Consider the following 18,681-nt stretch of genomic DNA (forward strand, 5'->3'; position numbering starts at 1 on the left):
GCGAACGTGCCGACCCGCACCGGCGGGGCGCAGGCGGATGGCTCGGCCCGCATGGGCGTGGTCCTTTCGCCGGTGGGAGTTCCGGGATTCCCACCGTGGCACACCGGGCAGCGCGGCGAGAACCACCTGCCGGGCCCGCCACACCTTCGGGCGCGGTGTTCACCGGGAGGTGCCCGCCCCTCCCCCTTCCATGACCGAGCGCGAGGAGCCCGGCAGCCGTACGGGGTAGCCGCGCACGGCCGTGGTGGGCGGCGAGGAGGGCCGGACCCGGCTCAGGCGTCCTGGCCGGGGAACTGCCCCACCCACCGCCGCTGCCACGGGGTTTCGACCGCGCTGCGGTGGTGGTGCCGCCGGGCCCACGCGACCGCCTCGGCCGGGTCGACGCCGGACAGGATCGCCAGGCACGCGACGACCGTGCCGGTGCGCCCCACGCCGCCGTTGCACGCGACCTCGACCACCTCGCCGGAGCGGGCGCGGTCGTGCAGGGCGCGAATCCGGCGGACGGCCCGCGCGCGGTCGCGCGGGAGCCGGAAGTCCGGCCAGTCCAGCCACTCGTGCGGCCAGGTCAGGCCGTCGTCGTGCCGGGCCCGGAGCCGGTCCGAGCCCAGGTACAGGCCGTAGCCGGGGACCGGGCCGGCCGGACGCGGGTGGCGCAGGCCCCGGGCCCGGACCCAGGAGCCGTCGGGGAGCCGGATCGACCCGGTCAGCGGCGGCGCGGTCATCGGGTCACCTCCTGGCGGCGGCGGTGGTTGGCCACGTTGACGCGGTTGCCGCACAGCTCCGGCGTGCAGTACCGGCGGCGGCCGGCGCGGCTGGCGTCCACGAACACGCCCCGGCAGCCCGGCGCGGCGCACGCGCGGAAGCGGTCGTGGCCAAGCGACCGGACCACGCCGAGCAGCGCGACGCCGATCACCGCCGCCAGCCGGTCGGCCAGCGGTGCGCCCGGTGCCGTCGGCACGTACCACTGCCAGTTCCGGTCATCGTCCCGGCGCAGCACGGGCCCGAGCGCGGCGCGCCCGATCAGCACGCCCGCGCCCGCGACGGCCTGCTCCGCGGTCTCGGTCTCGATGGTGCCGCGCACGTCGAAGCGCAGCAGCCGCACCGCGAAGACGTCGTCGGCGGTCGGCACCTCCCCGCGAATCCCGTGCCGGGACAGCAGGTCGGCCAGCGCGTCCGGTTCCGCGAGCGCGTCGACGCCCCGGACCGCGGGCGACGTGGTGACCAGGTCGGTCGCCAGCGCCGCCCCCGCCGGGTAGTCGGTGATGGACACCTCCACAGAACCCTCCTGTAATTGGTCTGGGAGGACTATAACCCTTACCGGACGATCTTTGCGACGCTCGGCACACAGTGGGGAACCGGTCCACCGGAAGCGCGGCGTCCAGCGGCTCGGCGTCGCCGCGATCCCGGTCGTCGCGACCGTCGTGCTCGCGGCGGCGACCCCGGCAACCAGCGGGAACAGGCGGCGAACCGGACGTGAACCTTCCTCGTTCAGCCTGGAAAGGACGCTCGACGCGATCGCCCGTTACCGTTTCGTTACCGTCCTGGAGTATTCGAAAGGCCCGAACGGCACACGTGTCTTGTGGGAGCGGGGGAAGGTGTCAACCGCGAGACAGGAGGGATTTGGTGGCGATCCAGTTCATTCGAAGGCGGCTGGGCGCGCAACAGGCGGGGGGATCCGACTACGAGCCGGCGGTGAAGCTGCGGGTGCCGGCGGAGCTGCTGGACCGGCACGACGGCCGCGTGCTCGACCCGAACCGGGCCGACGCGTCGGGCGGGAGCCGGCCGCTGTCCACCGCGTACCGGCCACGGGTGCTGCTCGTGCCCGACGACGTGCTGTGCGACGGGACCGCCCTCGGCGCGCTGCGCGCGGTGCTCAACGACGCCGGGTACGACCTGGAGGTCCCCGAGACCAGGGGCGGCACGAGTGCCCGGCCCGTGGTGTTGCGCGCCCTGTCGGGCCGCGACGAGGACGTCGACTCGTGGACCGCGCTGCAACGGCTGCGGGCCGCCGCCGACGACGCGCTCGAACGGGACCTGGTGCGGCGCATCTCGTTGGAACACCTGGTGTTCAGCGCCGTCACGATCACCGGCACGCCCTGGGACACCAACAGCGACCAGGTGGACGGCTCCTACCGCCGCTCACCGGCCGGCTCGTCCCGCGTGCCGGTCGCGATGGCGGCCGAGCCGCCGCGCCGGGGCGACCTCGGCGACGGGCTCACCCGCCGGCCCGTGGTGGCCCTGCTGGACTCCGGCATCGGGCCGCACCCGTGGTTCGGCATCGAGGACCGCTCCGCGCCGCCGCCGTCGGACGGGTTCATCTCCGTGCTCGACGAGGCCCAGCGGACGATCCGGGACAACGCCGCCGCGACCGCCGCGCCGTGCCTGCTGGACTACTGGGACAGCCCGGTCCTCTCCGACCGCCTGATCCGCGACGTCGACAGCAACACCGGGCACGGCACGTTCATCGCCGGGATCATCCGGCAGGCCGCGCCCAGCGCCGACGTGCTGGCCATCCGGGTCATGCACAGCGACGGCGTCGCCTACGGGTCGGACGTGATCGCCGCGCTGGAGGAGATCTCCCGGCGGGTCGACCGCGCGCGGCGCGAGGACCGGCCGGGTGACATGGTCGACGTGGTGTCGCTGTCGCTGGGCTACCTCGACGAGTCGCCCGCCGACGACGTCTACACCACGCACCTGGCCGACGTCGTGCGCCGGCTCACCGGGCAGGGCGTGCTGGTGCTGGCCGCGTCCGGCAACAACTCCACCAGCAGGCGGTTCTACCCGGCGGCGTTCGCGGACCTGCCGGACCTGCCCGGCGCGGGCCCCGGCGTGATCAGCGTGGGCGCGCTGAACCCCAACGCCACCAAGGCGGGGTTCTCCAACGACGGCGCGTGGGTCACCTGCTGGGCCACCGGCGCGGGCGTGGTCAGCACGTTCCCCACCGACGTGAGCGGGCCGCGCCAGCCGGAACTGGCCGACGCGGAGCGCAGCGGGCTGGACCCGGACGACTTCCGCGGCGGGTTCGCGGTGTGGGACGGCACGTCGTTCGCGACCCCGCTGGCGGCGGCGGCGGTGGCGAACGCCCTGATCGACGTGGCGGCGGCGGACACCGGGCTGAGCCTGGCCGCCGTCGACCAGGAGACGGTGGTCAAACGGGCGTGGGCGGCACTGGAGCGCTGCTATGAGCAGTACGAGGTCTGACCGCCACCCGGCGGGTGGCAAGCCCTTCGACGACTACGAGGGGCTCGCCGAGCTGTTCGTGTCCGCCCGGGACGGCGACCGGGAGGCGCTGGGCCGGATCGTCGAGGTGCTGACGCCGGTGCTCTGGCAGGTCGCGCGGGCGCAGGGCCTGGACCGCGAACGCGCCGCCGACGCCGTGCAGACCACGTGGCTGCGGCTGCTCGGCGCGATGGCCGGCATCCACTCGCCGCGCGCGCTGACCTCGTGGCTGGTGACCGTGACCAAGCGGGAGTCCTGGACCCTGCGCGACGAGCAGCGCGGCCGTGAGCTCCTCGGCGTCGCGCCCGACGAGCAGCTACCCGACCCCGGGCCGCGACCCGACGAGCAGGCGGTGTTCACCGACCGCCGGGCCCGGCTGTGGGAGGCGGTGGGCCGGTTGTCGCACCGCTGTCGCGAGCTGCTGCGGATCGTGGCGTTCGTCCGCCGGGCGGAGTACGCGGAGATCAGCGCCGCGCTCGGGATGCCGCGCGGCAGCATCGGCCCCACCCGGGGCCGCTGCCTGGCCCAGCTCCGCAAGCAGCTCCTCGCCGACCAAGAGGGGAGCTGGCGGTGATCCCGACCGACCCCGACAGCCCGCGCGGGCAGCTCGACGACCTCGACGCCGTCATCCTGCGCGAGGTCCGGTGGATGTACGAGTCGCTCGACCCGGTGCCCGCCGACCTGGTGGACCGGGCGCGGTTCGCCGTCCAGTTGGCGGACGTCGAGCTGGAGGTGGCGCGGATCGCGGAGCACCACGAGGTCGCGGGCGTGCGCGGTGACGTGCGGTCCCGGCTGATCACCTTCACCGGCGAGACGCTGGACTTCCTGGTGAACGTGCAGGCCAGGGGGGACGGCACGGTGCGCATCGACGGCTGGATCTCGCCGCCGGCCGCGCACCCGGTGGAGGTGCGCACCGCCGACGGCCCCCTGCGGACGCGGGCCGACGCGGAAGGGCGCTTCTCGCTCGACCGCGTGCGTTCGGGTCTGCTTCAGTTCGTCATCCGACCGGACGGGCGGGCCGCTGCCGTGAGCACACCGACAATGACACTATAGGCCCGGTGAGCGACCGTGTGCGGACCCTGCATGAGCGCGCGATCGAGGAGATCAACAGCGGTCGGCCGGCGGTCGGGGCACGCCGGCTCCGGGACGCGCTCCGGCTGGGCGAGGCGACCCCGTCGCAGACCGCGCGCATGCTGGGCACGCTCGCGGCGGCCGAGGTGGCGCAGGGCAGCACCGCCCGCGCGCTGGAGCTGCTGGACGAGGCCGACCGGGTGGTGTCGGCCGACGACCGCCACCTGCTGCTGTCGCAGCGGGCGCTGGTGCTGCTGATGTCCGGCCGCCTGGACGACGCGCTGGCGCTGTTCGACGACACGATCCAGGGGTTGCGGCGCACCGACAAGCGGGCGGCGCTGGCCCGCGTGCTGCTCAACCGGGGGATGCTGCACCAGATCGCGGGCCGGGTGCGGTTGGCGCTGGCCGACCTCGACCAGTGCGCGCAGATCGGCGGATCGCTGGGCCCCGACGACGGGATGCCCCGCACGGTCGCCAAGGCCGTGCACGGTCGTGGCCAGTGCCGGGTGCTGACCGGTGACATCCCCGGCGCGCTACGGGACTTCGACATCGCGGCCGGGGTGTACGCGGCGCAGGGCCAGGGGATGCTCGCGGTGCTGGCGGGCGACCGGGCGCGCGCCCTGCTGGCGGCGGGGCTGCCCAGCGAGGCGGCGACCGAGCTGGACACGTTCCTGCGGCAGGTCCCCGAGCTGCGGATGGGCCACGAGCACGCCGAGGCCGAGCTGACCATGGCGCGGGCGCGCCTGGCCGCCGGGGACCCGGCCGAGGCCCGCCGGTGGGCGGCCCGTGCCCGGCTGCACTTCCGGCGGCGGCACAACGACACGTGGGCCGGTGTCGCCGAGCTGGCCGTGCTGCGCGCGGACTTCGCCTCCGGCGGCGGGACGGCCCGGGTGGCGCGCGCGGCGTCCCGGTTGGCCGGGCGGCTGCGGTCGCTCGGGTTGCGCAACGACGCCGACGAGGCCGCGTTGCTGGCGGCCCGCGCGTACCTCGCGTGCGGCCGGGTGCCCCGGGCGCGGGCCGAGCTCACCGGGCAGGACCGGCCGGGTGCGCCGCTGGCCAACCGGCTGCTGCGCCGCCTCGCGCTGGCCGAGCTCGGCTCCGCCGAGGGCGACCGGCGGCGCACGTTCACCGAGGCCCGCACCGGGCTGGCGCTGCTGCGCGAGCACCGGGCGCGGTTCGGCAGCCTGGACCTCCAGACCGGCACCACGTCGCTGGGCGGCGAGCTGGCCCGGGTCGGCCTGGCGGCGGCGCTGGCGGACGGCCGGCCCGAGGTCGTCTACCGGTGGCTGGAGCGCTCCCGCGCGCAGGCGTTCCGGTTCCCGCCGGTCCGCACGCCCGCCGACGAGCGGACCGTGGACGCCGTCGCCGAGCTGCGCCAGGCCGCCATCGAGGCGCGCACCGCCGAGCTGCACGGCAACCACGACCCGGACGCGCTGCGCCGGGCCCGGCACATCGAGCGCGAGATCCGGGCCAAGGGCTGGCGCACCGACGGGTCCGGCGAGCGCCACGCCGAGGTCGGGTTCGCCGAGGTCAAGGAGGAGCTGGCGGACGCCGGCAGCGCCATGGTGATCTTCCTGACCCACGGCGACCGGCTGCTGGCGCAGGTGATCGGCGACCGGCGGGCCGACCTGCTCGGGCTGGGCGACCCGGCGACGGTGTTCGAGGCGATCGCCCGGCTGCGCAGCGACCTGGACGCCGCGTGCGGTCGCAGCCTGCCCGCCACCATCGAGCGGGTGATCCACACCTCGATCCGGCGGCAGCTCGCGGTCGTCGCCGACCACGTGCTGACCCCGCTGCTCGACGTCGTCGGCGACCGCGACCTGGTGCTGGTGCCCACCGGGGCGTTGTCGGCGATGCCGTGGAGCCTGCTCGACGCGCTGCGCGGACGCCCGGTCACCGTCACCCCCTCCCCCTCGGCGTGGGTGGCCGCCAAGCGCGTCGTGCGCCCGCCCGGCCCGGTGCTGCTGGTCAGCGGCCCCGACCTGGCGCACTCGGCGGACGAGGTCGACCGGCTGGCGCGGATCTACCCGCGGAGCACGGTGCTGGACGGACCGGACGCGACCGTCGCCAACACCCTGCACGCGGTCAACCGCAGCGGCCTGGCGCACATCGCCTCGCACGGGCACCACGAGCACGAGAACGTGCTGTTCTCCCGGCTGGACCTGGTGGACGGGCCGTTGATGGCCCACGACGTGCACCAGCTCGCGACGGTGCCCGACCACGTCGTGCTCTCCTCGTGCGACGTCGGCCAGGCGGTCGTGCGCACCGGTGACGAGATCCTCGGGTTCACCGCCGCCCTGCTCTACAGCGGCAGCCGGACCGTCGTCTCCAGCGTCGCCCGGGTCGACGACCGCGCGGCGGTCGACGTCATGACCGCCTACCACCGGGCCCTGACCCGGGGCGTGCCGCCGGGCAGGGCGCTGGCCGACGCCACCGAGGACGAGTGGCTGATGCCCTTCGTCTGCCACGGCTGGGGCGGCTGACCGCTCGCCGGCCGCCCGCCGCCGAGCGGTCAGGCGCGACCGACGGACCCGCCGTGGTCCACGGTCGTCGCCAGCCACTCGATGAACCGCCCCTTCACCGCGCCGTAGCGCTGCGGGTCACCGCCGCTGAGCTCCAGCGCGAGGTCCTTGACCGCCGAGTACGCCGCCGCGACGGCGGGCCGTTCACGCAGCAGCCGGTAGAACGCGCGTTCGGGGCTGACCGCCCACACCTCCGGCCCGACCAGGTGGACGTGCAGGTCCGGTTCGCCGGTGTCGGGCCGGTACCGGCGCAGCATGGTGCGGGACAGCTCGGCCAGCGGGATCTGGTGGAACCCCCGGCGCACCAGGCGGGACGCCGCCCGGGGCGCGTCGCGCCCGCCGACCAGCACCATCAGGTCCATGATCGGCTTGGACCGGATGCCCGGCACGAGCCTGCTGCCGATCGGCTCCACCTCGCGCACCAGCGGGCCGAGCGCCCCGACCACCGCCGCCCGGTCCTGTTCGTACCGCGCGACGACCCCGTCGTCGTACGCCACGAGTTCGACCTGGTAGTCGTATCGGCCGCGCACGGGGATCATCCGACCGATGGTAGGCACCCCGCCCGGACCCGCACCCCGCAATTTCGCGGGTCCGGCCACTGTGGTCGGTCAGCGGTACCCGGTGGGCAGACGCGCCAACGGTTCCCGCACGCGGGTGGCACCGCCCCCGACGCCGAGGCCGGTCCGCGGTGCAGGGCCGCGGACCGGCCGTCAGGCGGCGGATCGGGGACGGGTCACAGGTTGCAGAGCAGGGCGCACGCCTTCGCCGACGAGTACGGCGAGTAGGACGGTTGCGTGCCCGGCGGCGAGTTGCGCGGTGTGTACTGGGCCTTGGCGTAGTTGGTGATCGGGAACAGGGTCAGCACCGCGTACGTCGAGCAGTACACCTGCTTGGACTGGCCGGGGGCCAGGCTGAACGTGCCGCCCGCCGTCTCGCAGGACGGCTCCTGGAGGTCGTACACGGTGGCGTTGTCGATCGGCACCGGGCCGTCGTTGGTGATCGTGATGCGCCACCGGGCCGTGCCGAACAACGCCCCGAGCAGGCCCACGGGTGTCTGCTTCACCCACGGTCCGGCTCCCCCGGGCCCGCAGTGCGACGGGGTGTGCGACGCGCAGATCTCCTTGTCCACCCGCACCACCGGCTGGCAGGCCGGTCCCGGCGCGATCGGCACCGACGCGGTGTTCGAGGTGAACGCCCCCGACCCGTCCACTCCGGTGGCCGTGTTCGCCACGTCGGTCACCGTGCAGGTCGTGGCCAGGGTGGTGGTGAAGCACACCTGCGGCGGGTCGCCCGCGAAGTCCACGACGAGGTTCGGCTTGGCCCCGCCGAAGTCCGCGCCGCTGGTGAGGACCAGCCGCGTGGTCACGGTCAGGGACGTGTGGGTGGCCGCCGGGACACCGGTCAGGTCGACCGAGCCGTCGGGCGCGAACCCGGGCGTGGGCACGGTCGTGCCGTTCTGGTCCACGACGGACACGCTGGACGCGGCGAAGTCGACGTTCGCCGGGGTGATGCCCTCCAGCTTCGCCGACAGGTAGCCGGTGACGTGGCCCGTGCCGCCGTCGCAGTAGAACGACGAGGGCGTCAGGGTGACCGCCGCGCCGCTGCGCACGCACGGCGACGCGCCCGTGGTCGGGTCCAGCGAGAACAGCACGCCCGCGTCACCCAGGCCGATCAGGCACTGGGTGGTCGAGTCGAAGGCGTAGCCGTAGTCGCGGGTCGCACCGCCGTTCGCGGTCGGGTGCGGAGCCGGGTTCGGGAAGCCCGCGCAGCCCGCGCCGGTCGTCCAGTCGTGGCAGATCGTCGCGCCGGCGTACGGGCCGCCCCAGATGCCGGTGTAGCCACGGGTGTGGCCGTCGAGCCCGACGACGACCTCGGGGTTGAACACCAGCACGCCGCCGGGCAGTCCGGTGATCGACGACGGGGACGCCAGCGGGCCGCCCGCCGTGGTGAAGCAGGTGGTCACGTTCGTGCCGCCGGTCGAGCTGACGCACGCGCCGACCGGTGCGCCGGACGTGTCGTAGGCGGTGTAGGCGTTGTAGGCGTAGTTGTCCGCCGGGCCGACCGGGCGCGACGACGACCACCCGGCGCACGCCGAAGCGGTGGCCGGGTCGAAGCAGCCGAGTTCCGGGGCCAGTCCCGCCTGCGGCGACGAGGAGGCGAACACCTTGCCGGACACCACGGTCGTCGCACCGAGGTAGAGCGAGGCGGGCAGACCGGGGTTCGAGCCGTTGGGCGGCACGATCGGCGCGTAGGGCTGGGCGGGGCACGCGGTCTTGGACGACATCGTCCAGCACGTCACCGCGCCGGAGGTGGCCACGCCGTAGAGGTTGCCGCCGACGTCGACCAGACCGGCCAGGTTGTTCACCGCCACCGGCGAGCCGCCGGTGGCCAGCAGCGGCCAGTAGCCGCAGTTCGCCGCGTTCTCCAGGTCGAGGCAGCCGACGCCGACCGAGGTCTCGGTGACCGCCGCGTAGTAGACCAGCGCGGCGTTGCCGGGGTCCCGCACGTACTGCGGTTCCAGCGGGCTGGCGATGTCACCGCTGGTCGCGCCCTGCAACGGGCCGACCGCGGTGTTGAGCGTCCGGGGCCACGGGCCGCCGGCGCACAGCGCGCCGGTGGACAGGTCGCTGCACACGACCTTGCCCTGGGTGGTCGCCGCGTGGTGGAAGATGTTCCACGCCTGCAACGATCCCGTCGGCGTGCGGTGCAGCAGCGGGGTGAACCCGTCGCCGCCGGTCGCCGTGGCGGCGGCCTGGACGGGCGGGGTGAGCTCGCTGGCGAGCGAGGTGCCGTCCGGCCGGGCGACGGGGTTGGTCGCGCGCACGGCGACGGTGCCGGCACCGGGCTCGGTGTCCTGGAACGCGGTCCCGTTCGTGGACCACTGCGGGGTCCAGCCCTGCGGGGCCGTCAGCGAGCCCGGGACGTAGGTGTGCCCGGCCGTGATCGGGTCGGTGATCGTCGTCGCGCCGACGGCCGGCGACTTGTTGTCGTAGGAGAGCGTCCAGGACGCCGTCGCGCCGTGGGCGGCCGGGGTGGACGCGGTCGCCGCGGATTTCGTCACGGTCGACGCGGCGAGCGGGTCGGTGCTCGCGGGGGTGGCGACCGGCACCGTCACACCGGCGGCCAACAGGGGCACCAGGACTATCCGGAACTTTCTCGACCTGCCTCTTCGCATGGTCATGCCTCGTTTCCTCACCGAACCGGGCGGAACCCCGCACTCCCCAGTGGAAACGTAGGAACCGGGTGGCCGGCAGGACAACGGCACTCACCCCGGTGCCGAGGGGCGGTGCCCCATCGGCCCAACCGGAGACCCGAAATCGCGGGGCGGCGGGGGGCGTTGTCCACGGTGAGGAGAACCCCGGCGCGAGAAGTGCGGAGAACGCCGGCGGGCCGGACGCCTGCGGTGACCCGGACCGCGCGGCGGGGGGCGCGGCGGGCGCGGCGATAGGGTCGGCGGCATGTACGTGAAGCTGTGCGGGCTGCGCACCACCGCCGATGTCGAGGTCGCCGTCGAGGTCGGCGCGGACGCGGTCGGGTTCGTGTTCAGCGCGAGCCCCCGGGAGGTCGACCTGGACACCGGTCGGCGGCTGGTGCGCGAGGTGCCGGAGGGCGTGCTGACCGTGGGCGTGTTCCGCGGGGTGCCGGCGGCGCAGGCGCGCCGGGTGGCCGTCGAGACCGGGGTGGGCGCGGTGCAACTGCACGGCGACTACCCGCGCGAGGCGTTCGAGGAGGTCGCGGCGGCGGGGACGCGGCTGGTCCGGGCGGTGGCGCTGACAGCCGGCACGGACGTGCGGGTCGGCGCGTTCGGCGAGGACCTGCTCCTGCTGGACTCGCCCGTCGCGGGGTCCGGGCACCGGTGGGACCTGGCCGCACTGGAGGGTGCCCGGCCGGACGGGCACTGGCTGCTGGCGGGCGGGCTCGACGTGCACAACGTGGTCGAGGCGGTCGGCCGGGCCCGGCCGTGGGGCGTGGACGTGTCCAGCGGCATCGAGTCGAGCCGGGGTGTGAAGGACCACGGCCTGATGCGGGAGTTCGTCGCCGCCGCGCGGGGCTGAGCCCGCCGGGCACGCGGCACACCGCCGACCGGGCGACGCCCCGCTTCCGCGCGCGAACGCGGCCGAGGGGCCCGGACCGCGTTCGGTCCGGGCCCCTCGGCCGGGTGGATCAGGGGTGGGTCAGCTCTGCCAGACGAGCGGGGACTTGTCGTAGCCGTCGCCCTTGTCGTAGCTCGCCGACGGGGCCTTCGTGCCCTCGCGGGTCCCCTGCAACACGCACGTCTCGTACTTCGCGCCGGCCGTGGTGAAGTCCTTGCCGGCGGACTCCGACTCGCACTGGGCGGTGTCGCCGCTGATGATGACGCCGGTGCCCTTGCCGTCCGCACCCAGCGCGCGCAGGCTCAGCGAGCTGTAGGCGAGGTCCGTGCCGCCGACGTTCTCCACCGTCACCCGGATGTAGACCGGCGTGATGCCCTTGGCCTTGTCGCCGAACTTCGCCAGGTCAGCGTTCGACCCCTCCTCGATCGCGGTGACCGTGATCGCGATGGTGCCGGTCTTGTCGGTGCCGTACTTGTACGGCACGACGGCGCGGTCGCCCACCTTGAGCTTGGTGCCGGGCTCGGTCACATCGCCGGCCGGCTGCGCGGTCGGGGTGGCGGCGCTGCTCTTGGTGGTGGTCTCGGCCTCGGCCGAGGTGGTCGCGGCGGACGTGGTGGTGCCGGGCATGGCGACTCCGTCCGTCGAACTCCCGCAGGCGGACAGCAGCAGGGCTGCCGCACCGGCGATGAACAAAGCGCCACGGGCGTGCCTCAAGGAGGGCTCCTCATCGTTCGGGGGGTGTGCTCGCACACTAGCCCGGATGCCGAAGCCGCGCTATCGGTCGTTCACACCACACGCAGGTCACAGGTCGTCCACGCCGATCAACCCGTCCTGGATCGCGCGGGCCACCAGGGCCGCCTTGGTCGGCGCTTCCCGACCGATGAGCGCGTACTTGATCCGAATCCGCTCCAGGTGGGAGTTGACCGTGCTGACCGAGATCCCGAGCCGCCGCGCGACGAAGTCCTTGGACTCCGACTGGAACCACTCCACCAGCACCTCGGCCTCCCGCGCGGACAGCGCGGGCCGGGTCTCCGAGGGGTCGCCGGCCAGCGCGCCGGCCAGCGACGGCGGCGTGTACGGGCGTCCCGCCGCCGCCGCGCGGGTGGCGGGCACCAGGTGTTCCGCGCCCTCGGCCTTGGTCAGGTAGCACAGCGCGCCCAGCTCCAGGCACTGCAACGCGATCTCGTCGTCGGCGCGCATCGAGTACACGACGACCCGCCGGCCGGCCTCGACCAGCCGCCGCAGGTCCCCGAGCACGGGCGTCGGGCCGGCCAGGTGCAGGTCGAGGATCACCACGTCGGCGTCCGCGCCCTCGTCCAGCCACGCCACCCGCACGTCCTCGCCCTCGGCGACGACCCGGACCGGCGGCACCCCGGACGACAGCCAGTACGCGACCCCGGCGCGCACGGCCGGGTGGTCGTCCACCACCACCGCGGTCAACTCGTCCGCCATCGGGCCTCCGTCCGGGTCTGCCCACCGTAGGCCTCGCACCGCACGTCGACCCGGCCCGACACGGCGTCGACCACCGGTCCCGCGTCGGCGATCACGGCCAGCCGCACCTCGCCGTCGGCGCGCAGCAGGCTCACCCGGGCACGTCCCCGGGCCGCCGACAGCGCCGCCGCGACCGGCCCGGTCAGCTCGCGCCGCACGTCCGTCGGCACCGGGACGACCGCGCCGCTGACCGCCAGCGACACCGCCAGGCCACGCCGTTCCGCCACGTCCACGCAGGCCGCGACCTCGTGCACCAGCGGATCGGGCACCTCGTCGTGCTCGGCGAACAGCCGCCGCAACTGGGTGGCCGCGAACGCGCACCGCCGCCGGGTGTCCTCGGCGCGCGGGTCCAGCACGCCGTCCGCCAGGTCGGCGAGCAGCGGCAACGTCGTGCCCAGCCCGCCCGCGAACCCGGCCCGCAGGTCCCGCGCCCACTGCTCGGCGAGCGCGGCCCGGGTGGCGGCCCGCTCCTCCTGCACGGCCACCTCGGCGGCCTGGCGCGCGTTGCGCAGCAGCACCCGGGCCAGCAGCAGGACGCCCAACTGGAAGCTGGTCACGCCGAGCACGACCACGCCCGCCGCGCCGACCTCGGTCCGGTCCGGCGAACCGGCCAGCACGAACTGGGTGATCTCCGCGACCAGGTGCGCGCCGAACGCGGCGAGCAGGGCGGGCACCCGGTCCGCGAGCAGCACCAGCAGGTGCCACCCGACCAGGCCGAACGACCAGTGCGCGGCCCCGAAGTGGGCGTCCGCCGGCAGCGCGGCCGTCGCCACCACCGACGCGCCGAGCACCACCGCCGCACCGCCCGCGACCACCGCCGTCGGCAGCGGTCGCCGCCGCGCGATCCACCCCGCACTGACCAGCGTCACCAGCGCCAGCAGCCCGAACGCGACCCACGCGCCCGGCCCGTGGTCGTGCGCCAGCAGCGGCGGGAGGGACAACCCGAGCTGGAGCACGGCGACGACGCCGAGCAGCGCCAGCCGGATGCTCGCGAACACCTGCTCGCCCGCCGTCACGCCGGCCACGCCAACCGCACGGTGGTGCCGCCCGCCGCCGACGTGACCGCCGCGACCCCGCCCACCCCGGCCATCCGCGCCACGATCGACCCGCTGATCCCCCGCCGGTGCCCGGACACCCGGTCGGGGTCGAAGCCCGGCCCCCGGTCCGCGACGGTGACCACGACCCGGTCGGCGGCGGTGACGACGTCCAGTTCGGCGCGCCCGGTGCCGGCGTGCCGCTCGACGTTGACCAACGCCTCCCGCACCGCTCTGACCAGCGCCAACGCCACGGACGTCGGCACCGACGCGGGGTCGGCCCGGGTCTCGACGCGCAGCGGGGACCGGTCGGCGACCGCGCGCAGCGAGATGCCGACGTCCACCAGGCTGTCCCGCACCTCGGCGGTGCCGGTCAGCACCGCGAGGTCCCGGCGCGCGTAGTCGGCGACCGCACCGGGGTCGGTGCCCTCGGTCGCGACCACCAGGAACGTGGCGGACGCGGTGTCGTGCAGCAGGGCCAGGTACTCGCGTTCGCGTTCCCGGCGTTCGGCGGCCAGCGCCTCGGCGCGCTCGGACTCGGCCCGGCGAACCCGCGACTCGTCGACCCGCCGGGTCGAGCGCCGGACCACCAGGACCGCCACCCTGGCCAACGAGCACTCCAGCACCACCCGCAACACCACCGCGCCGTCGAACCCGGCCGTCCACAGCCGCACACCCAGCAGCGCACCGGTGACCGGCACGGCGACCCGGGGGTTCCACTCCCACTGGAGGGTGATGGCGGTGGTGGTCAGCACGTTCAGCGCCCACAGACCGGCCTGTCCGCCGAGTTCGCCCTGCGCGGCGCACACCGCGACCACCCGCACCACGGCGAACGCCAGCGCGACCAGCCGCCCACCGACGAAGTCCGCGACCGCGCCCACGACCATCAACCCGAACAACGCGAACGCGAGCGGCAGTCCGTCGTCGGAGGAGGAGCACACGCCGAAAGCGCTCAACAGCACCACGCCGACACCGCGAACCGGTCCGGCGAACCGCGCGATGGCCGCCAGGAATTCGGCCTCGACCTGCCCCGCCACCGTCCGACCCTAGCGCAGGGGCCGAGCGGTTCTCGAACCCGCGCCCGAGGGCCGGCGCGCCCGGATCTTCCCGCCGCCGCGCCCACCCTCGCGGTCGGTCGGCACGGTGCACCCGTTACCTCTCAGTAGCTCCTGATCAAGGAGTCGTGGTCGCCCGGTAGGTGTCGTCGTACCATGGCTGCCGGTCTGCGATGCCCGACCCGCGACCACACCGCACAAGTCGAAAAAATCCTGCACGACCAGCGGTTACCAGGTGTTCCTCGGCCTGGACGCCACCGGGAGACGACTGCACGACGCCCCGCTACCCAACAGCGGGTCCAGACGCCACTCCCCCTGCGGCCTGAGCGTCCTGTCGTCCGACGCATCGACAATGGGACCCCCAGTACGGGTGCGGAGTCATGCAGTGCTGTCCCGATCCGGACGAGCTGCGCCATCTCCTGCATCTCGTCGCCCATGCCCTGCCGCCCAAGGATGCGCGAGTCTTCCGCAAACACCTCGCAACCCTCGACGACCTGTGGTGATCAGGCCGTCAGGGACGGCGGGAGCGGTCTCGGCGGCGGTGTCGAGCGCGGCGACGGCGGGCAAGGCGGCGAGGCGTGCGGCCTCAAGATCGTCGCGCGCTTACACCTCTCGATCGTCCACAGTGGATAGACTGATGGCGTCTTCGTGGACGGAGATCGCTTTCGCGGTGTCGGGCCCTGGTATTCGGGATCAGCGGCTCATGTGCGGGTTCGTTCAACCACACCCACAGTGCCTTCACGATCAATCCACCGTGATCACGTACGCACGGGCGAACCAGGTACCGACCTGGGCGCGGTGGAGGTGCCCCGCCACAGCGCGGTCACCCTGCACAGCCATCGTGGCGTGAACGTGCACCACGCCGTCCTTGATCTCACCGGAGCCGTGCATCTCGGCGGGCAGCGAGTACGTGGAAACGAGATCCTTGCCCGCATCGTCGGCAGGCATGGTCGAAACCGTGAACGAGTCCACGCCGCCGATGAGGCTGACAATCGCGGCATTCATGATGCCGCGCTCTTTCGACTGCCTCGTGAGCGATTCCATCAGTTCATCATTCGTGACTTCGAGGACGAACACCTGCTACCTTCCGACGACCGGACTCAACTCTTGCAACATCTTCGCGGAACACCACCGCGCACCGACGTCCGCCGGATTCACGACCTCGCGCGCGAACCGCTCGACCGCGATCGAGGCGAACGGAAAGTCGGTGGGATTTTCGACGAACTTCGCAGCGTGTTCCCACTTGATGGCACACACCCGCGTGGCCACTGCGGTCAAGTAAAGCCGTTGCACCTCGTCGTCGTTCCGCAGGATCGAGACGACACGACGTGATTCACCCTGATCAGGCATCTTTGCAAGAATTCCCGTGGCGTTGACCCGCGCCACAGGATTGCCCAGGTCTTCGGTCCACCGCAGCAGTGTGCTCCTGGTGGCACGGTCAAGCATTGATGCGATGGTCTTGTCCACACCGTACGTCGTCTGCACTGCGGTAAGCGGTCCCGCGTCACCACCCGCGATACTCGCCGCAAGGTCTTGAGCAACGCCCACATCCACTGCCGCTACCGCCGCGATAGAAAGGAACGAACGCCGATTGACCGGCATGTCGGAACCACCCCCAGGCGTCGACGACCCACTATCGGCGAAACTGACATCAGACCAGTAGACCGGAATTCCGATGCCACCAATGCCACCAACAGCAGGAGCACCCGAAGGTTCGACGAGTTCCGCCACTTCCTCACCGGCGATCTTCAGCACCTTCGCGATCTTGGAGCACATCCACGGGCCAGAGCACTTGAGGACCGCACTTCGCACGGCCGCTCGCCGACCGTGTCTACTTCGACGGGCAAACTTTGCGCGGACTTGTCGGCCGGAGAAAGGAGTTCCTCGACAGAACAGCCGAGAAAACCTTCCAGCAGGCGAACAGTCGCAGGACGCAGTTGTTGCGGTGCCAACTGTCCGGCCACGAGCCGGTGCACGTGCCGAAGACTCAGCGTGCCGACCTCCTTATTCCTCCGAGCGAACTCTTCAAGGCGCTGCGCAAATTCTTCGACACTGAGCCGACCAGCCCTGATGCGCAACCCGAGGACTGTCCGCACCTCACCCTTCCTCGGCATCCAATGCCCTCCCGCCTGCCACACCGGTACGCCTGATCGCCCAGTGTAGCGCCTCCGTTACCGCATTACCTTTAATCACATGGACTCTCACCCGCCATTGAAATACAAGGGCGAATGCCTGACTTGTGCATGACCTGGACCGGCACCCGCCGTCGCCTCGATGCTCATCCCGTATCCGACGACCTACACGTCCCCCGGGTCGTCAGGGCCGCAGCGCCACCGGGCGGTTGCGTGCCGCGAACCGTGTCGGTTGCCGTGCGCACCTGTCCGGTCACAGACGGATTCGTCAGTGCGACAGGAGATCATCTCCCTGTAGCGTCACCCCTCCGTCCACAACGGACGTGTCTTCTCCTGGGGGTACCACCGGAATGTCCGCGCGCACGAGACTGCCCGCCGTCCTGCTCGCCGCGTTGCTGACGGGCGCGTGCGGCACCGCCATCACGCCCACCGCCACGCCCGCCACCACCAGCACGCCGACGACGACCACGAGCACTACGACCGAGTCCGCTCCGGCGACGGCGCGGCAGGTCGACGACGACGGCTTCGCGGCGATCCGGGGCACCAGCGTGGCCCTGCGCGCGCCCGAGGGCATGGAGGTCGACGACGACCTGCCCGGCCTGCGCCGGCCGGACAACCGGACCACGATCGTCGTCACCACCACGTTCCTGCCGGAGGGCAAGTCCGCCGCCGTGGCGCTGGACGAGGCCGCAGCGGAGTACGCCGCAGCCGGTGGCACCGATCGCGGGACGGTGTACGAGCCTCCGCGTCGCACGACCGCTGCCGGCCACCCGGCGGTCGCCGCCATCGGCCGGCAGGGGACGGACGCCGACGCCTTCACCGAAGTCTCCGTCCAGTTCGTCGCCGACGGGTACCTGGTGCGGCTGACGGCCGCCGCCGAACCGTCCGACCCGCTGTCCGCCGACGACCTGCTGGCCGCGTTGTCCGGGGCCCGGTGGACCACCCCGCCCGGCCCGGGGGTCGAGGTCACCGCGGCACCGGGATACCAGCGGGTGTGGCGGCCCCAGGAGGTCTGGCTCAGCACCGACGGCACGGACGTCATGGGCGTGCCGAAGCTGGTCGCCTCGCGAGCCACCGGCCTGCTCACGGTCCCGGTCGAGGAGCGCAGGGCGTACGCCGAGGACTGGTTCGCCAACCTCCCGACGAAATCCCGCGCCGACTCGGTCACCGAGGTCTCGATCGGCGGGCACAACGGGTACGAGATGATCGGGTACGGCCCGTACACCACGTTCTTCACCATGTTGTTCACCTACGACGGGTGCATCCTGGTGGTCGGCGACTTCGATGCCGCCGAGCACCCGGACCAGGTGCCCGTGCTGCGGACCATGACCCGGTCGGTCGTCCCGGTGTAGGTCCCTCCACAGTGGACCGGGTCCGGACGGCGTCGGGCGGGCCACGACCCGGGGCCCGGCCCGCCGCGACCACTCCTCGGGACGACCCGAAGCCGGTTGTGAGGATCGGACGGTTTTCGGCGGGACGCGACCTAGGATGACCGCCTGGAGTCTTTCCGGGGAGGGAACGTGTCGCCAGTCCTGCGTGCGGCCGTGCCCGGCGACGTGCCGCGGATCGCCGCGCTGATGCGCCGGTCGGTCGAGGAGTTGTTCCCGCACTTCCACGACCGGCGCGAGACCGACTCGGCGGCGCGGTACCTGACGGTGCCCGACACCGTGCTGATCGAGGACCGCACCTACTTCGTGCACGACGTGGCCGGCGAGGTCGTCGCGTGCGGCGGGTGGAGCACGCGGGACAAGCTGTACACCGGGTCCGGGGCGGCACCGGGGGACGACCGCCTGCTGGACCCCGCGACGGAGCCCGCGCGGGTGCGGGCGATGTTCGTGCGCGGCGACTGGGCCCGGCGCGGGCTGGGGCGGGCGATCCTCACCCGGTGCGCGGAAGCCGCCCGTGCGCGCGGGTTCCGGTCGCTGGTGCTGATGGCGACGCTGCCCGGCGTGCCGCTGTACCGGTCGTTCGGGTTCCGGGAGGTGGGCCGCGCCGCATTGCCGTTGCCCGACGGGGTCGTCCTGGACGGTGTGGAGATGGACTACCCGCTCACCTGACCGTAC

At 73.4% G+C, this 18,681-nt stretch carries 17 protein-coding genes; 7 read left to right on the plus strand and 10 right to left on the minus strand.

Annotated features, from left to right (window positions below):
* Positions 1 to 272 precede the first annotated feature (272 nt).
* Both AB0G01_RS16875 and AB0G01_RS16880 read right to left on the minus strand, forming a co-directional pair.
* Positions 273 to 722 (minus strand): protein-tyrosine phosphatase family protein, encoded by a 450-nt coding sequence (locus AB0G01_RS16875; protein WP_360946038.1) that lies wholly within the window; start codon positions 720 to 722, stop codon positions 273 to 275.
* Entirely contained in the window at positions 719 to 1,276 is a 558-nt protein-coding gene (locus tag AB0G01_RS16880) for a CGNR zinc finger domain-containing protein (protein ID WP_360946041.1), read from the minus strand. The genes AB0G01_RS16875 and AB0G01_RS16880 overlap by 4 nt, the downstream gene beginning before the upstream one ends.
* 347 nt (positions 1,277 to 1,623) lie before the next feature.
* On the opposite strand from AB0G01_RS16880, the gene AB0G01_RS16885 reads away from it, so the two are divergent.
* The 4 genes from AB0G01_RS16885 to AB0G01_RS16900 are packed head-to-tail and all read left to right on the plus strand — an operon-like array spanning position 1,624 to position 6,773.
* Entirely contained in the window at positions 1,624 to 3,201 is a 1,578-nt protein-coding gene (locus AB0G01_RS16885) for a S8 family serine peptidase (protein WP_360946044.1), read from the plus strand.
* Positions 3,182 to 3,793 (plus strand): sigma-70 family RNA polymerase sigma factor, encoded by a 612-nt coding sequence (locus AB0G01_RS16890; RefSeq protein WP_360946047.1) that lies wholly within the window; start codon positions 3,182 to 3,184, stop codon positions 3,791 to 3,793. The genes AB0G01_RS16885 and AB0G01_RS16890 overlap by 20 nt, the downstream gene beginning before the upstream one ends.
* Complete coding sequence (locus AB0G01_RS16895) at positions 3,790 to 4,272, plus strand: hypothetical protein (protein WP_360946050.1); 483 nt, start codon at positions 3,790 to 3,792, stop codon at positions 4,270 to 4,272. The genes AB0G01_RS16890 and AB0G01_RS16895 overlap by 4 nt, the downstream gene beginning before the upstream one ends.
* 5 nt (positions 4,273 to 4,277) lie before the next feature.
* Entirely contained in the window at positions 4,278 to 6,773 is a 2,496-nt protein-coding gene (locus AB0G01_RS16900) for a CHAT domain-containing tetratricopeptide repeat protein (RefSeq protein WP_360946053.1), read from the plus strand.
* A 29-nt stretch (positions 6,774 to 6,802) separates the two neighbouring features.
* Here the strand turns inward: AB0G01_RS16900 and AB0G01_RS16905 are convergent, their stop codons facing one another.
* Both AB0G01_RS16905 and AB0G01_RS16910 read right to left on the minus strand, forming a co-directional pair.
* Positions 6,803 to 7,351, minus strand: coding sequence for a GrpB family protein (locus AB0G01_RS16905; RefSeq protein WP_360946056.1), 549 nt, complete (start codon positions 7,349 to 7,351; stop codon positions 6,803 to 6,805).
* A gap of 194 nt (positions 7,352 to 7,545) precedes the next feature.
* Complete coding sequence (locus AB0G01_RS16910) at positions 7,546 to 9,993, minus strand: hypothetical protein (RefSeq protein ID WP_360946059.1); 2,448 nt, start codon at positions 9,991 to 9,993, stop codon at positions 7,546 to 7,548.
* Positions 9,994 to 10,270: 277 nt separating this feature from the next.
* Here AB0G01_RS16910 and AB0G01_RS16915 point away from each other — a divergent pair, with 277 nt between their 5' ends.
* Positions 10,271 to 10,867: a phosphoribosylanthranilate isomerase gene (locus AB0G01_RS16915; protein WP_360946062.1), complete on the plus strand. Its 597-nt coding sequence runs from the start codon at positions 10,271 to 10,273 to the stop codon at positions 10,865 to 10,867.
* Between the two features lie 120 nt (positions 10,868 to 10,987).
* Here AB0G01_RS16915 and AB0G01_RS16920 read toward each other — a convergent pair whose 3' ends face one another.
* From AB0G01_RS16920 to AB0G01_RS16945, 6 genes are all read right to left on the minus strand, one after another.
* Positions 10,988 to 11,620, minus strand: coding sequence for a hypothetical protein (locus tag AB0G01_RS16920; protein ID WP_360946065.1), 633 nt, complete (start codon positions 11,618 to 11,620; stop codon positions 10,988 to 10,990).
* Positions 11,621 to 11,707: 87 nt separating this feature from the next.
* Entirely contained in the window at positions 11,708 to 12,358 is a 651-nt protein-coding gene (locus AB0G01_RS16925) for a response regulator transcription factor (RefSeq protein ID WP_360946068.1), read from the minus strand.
* Positions 12,343 to 13,422, minus strand: coding sequence for a hypothetical protein (locus tag AB0G01_RS16930; RefSeq protein WP_360946071.1), 1,080 nt, complete (start codon positions 13,420 to 13,422; stop codon positions 12,343 to 12,345). The genes AB0G01_RS16925 and AB0G01_RS16930 overlap by 16 nt, the downstream gene beginning before the upstream one ends.
* Entirely contained in the window at positions 13,410 to 14,468 is a 1,059-nt protein-coding gene (locus AB0G01_RS16935; RefSeq protein ID WP_360946074.1) for an ATP-binding protein, read from the minus strand. Before AB0G01_RS16935 ends, AB0G01_RS16930 begins: the two co-directional genes overlap by 13 nt.
* A gap of 762 nt (positions 14,469 to 15,230) precedes the next feature.
* A complete protein-coding gene (locus tag AB0G01_RS16940; protein ID WP_360946077.1) occupies positions 15,231 to 15,563 on the minus strand; it encodes a DUF296 domain-containing protein in 333 nt (110 codons plus the stop codon).
* Positions 15,564 to 15,566: 3 nt separating this feature from the next.
* The gene (locus tag AB0G01_RS16945) at positions 15,567 to 16,241 is read right to left on the minus strand and encodes a hypothetical protein (protein WP_360946080.1); all 675 of its coding nucleotides are present in this window, start codon (positions 16,239 to 16,241) and stop codon (positions 15,567 to 15,569) included.
* Between the two features lie 727 nt (positions 16,242 to 16,968).
* On the opposite strand from AB0G01_RS16945, the gene AB0G01_RS16950 reads away from it, so the two are divergent.
* Both AB0G01_RS16950 and AB0G01_RS16955 read left to right on the plus strand, forming a co-directional pair.
* Entirely contained in the window at positions 16,969 to 17,970 is a 1,002-nt protein-coding gene (locus AB0G01_RS16950) for a hypothetical protein (protein ID WP_360946083.1), read from the plus strand.
* Between the two features lie 168 nt (positions 17,971 to 18,138).
* Positions 18,139 to 18,675, plus strand: a complete 537-nt coding sequence (locus AB0G01_RS16955) for a GNAT family N-acetyltransferase (RefSeq protein WP_360946085.1) — start codon at positions 18,139 to 18,141, stop codon at positions 18,673 to 18,675.
* The last annotated feature ends 6 nt before the right edge of the window (positions 18,676 to 18,681 follow it).

The sequence above is a fragment of the Actinosynnema sp. NPDC023587 genome, assembly GCF_040640215.1.
In the GTDB taxonomy this organism is placed as follows: domain Bacteria; phylum Actinomycetota; class Actinomycetes; order Mycobacteriales; family Pseudonocardiaceae; genus Actinosynnema.

Excerpts from the sequence above, each read along its gene's own strand:
- AB0G01_RS16915 (WP_360946062.1), top strand. The coding sequence starts at position 10,271 with ATGTACGTGAAGCTGTGCGGGCTGCGCACCACCGCCGATGTCGAGGTC.
- AB0G01_RS16925 (WP_360946068.1), bottom strand. The coding sequence starts at position 12,358 with ATGGCGGACGAGTTGACCGCGGTGGTGGTGGACGACCACCCGGCCGTG.
- AB0G01_RS16875 (WP_360946038.1), bottom strand. The coding sequence starts at position 722 with ATGACCGCGCCGCCGCTGACCGGGTCGATCCGGCTCCCCGACGGCTCC.
- AB0G01_RS16890 (WP_360946047.1), top strand. The coding sequence starts at position 3,182 with ATGAGCAGTACGAGGTCTGACCGCCACCCGGCGGGTGGCAAGCCCTTC.
- AB0G01_RS16910 (WP_360946059.1), bottom strand. The coding sequence starts at position 9,993 with ATGACCATGCGAAGAGGCAGGTCGAGAAAGTTCCGGATAGTCCTGGTG.
- AB0G01_RS16905 (WP_360946056.1), bottom strand. The coding sequence starts at position 7,351 with ATGATCCCCGTGCGCGGCCGATACGACTACCAGGTCGAACTCGTGGCG.
- AB0G01_RS16950 (WP_360946083.1), top strand. The coding sequence starts at position 16,969 with ATGTCCGCGCGCACGAGACTGCCCGCCGTCCTGCTCGCCGCGTTGCTG.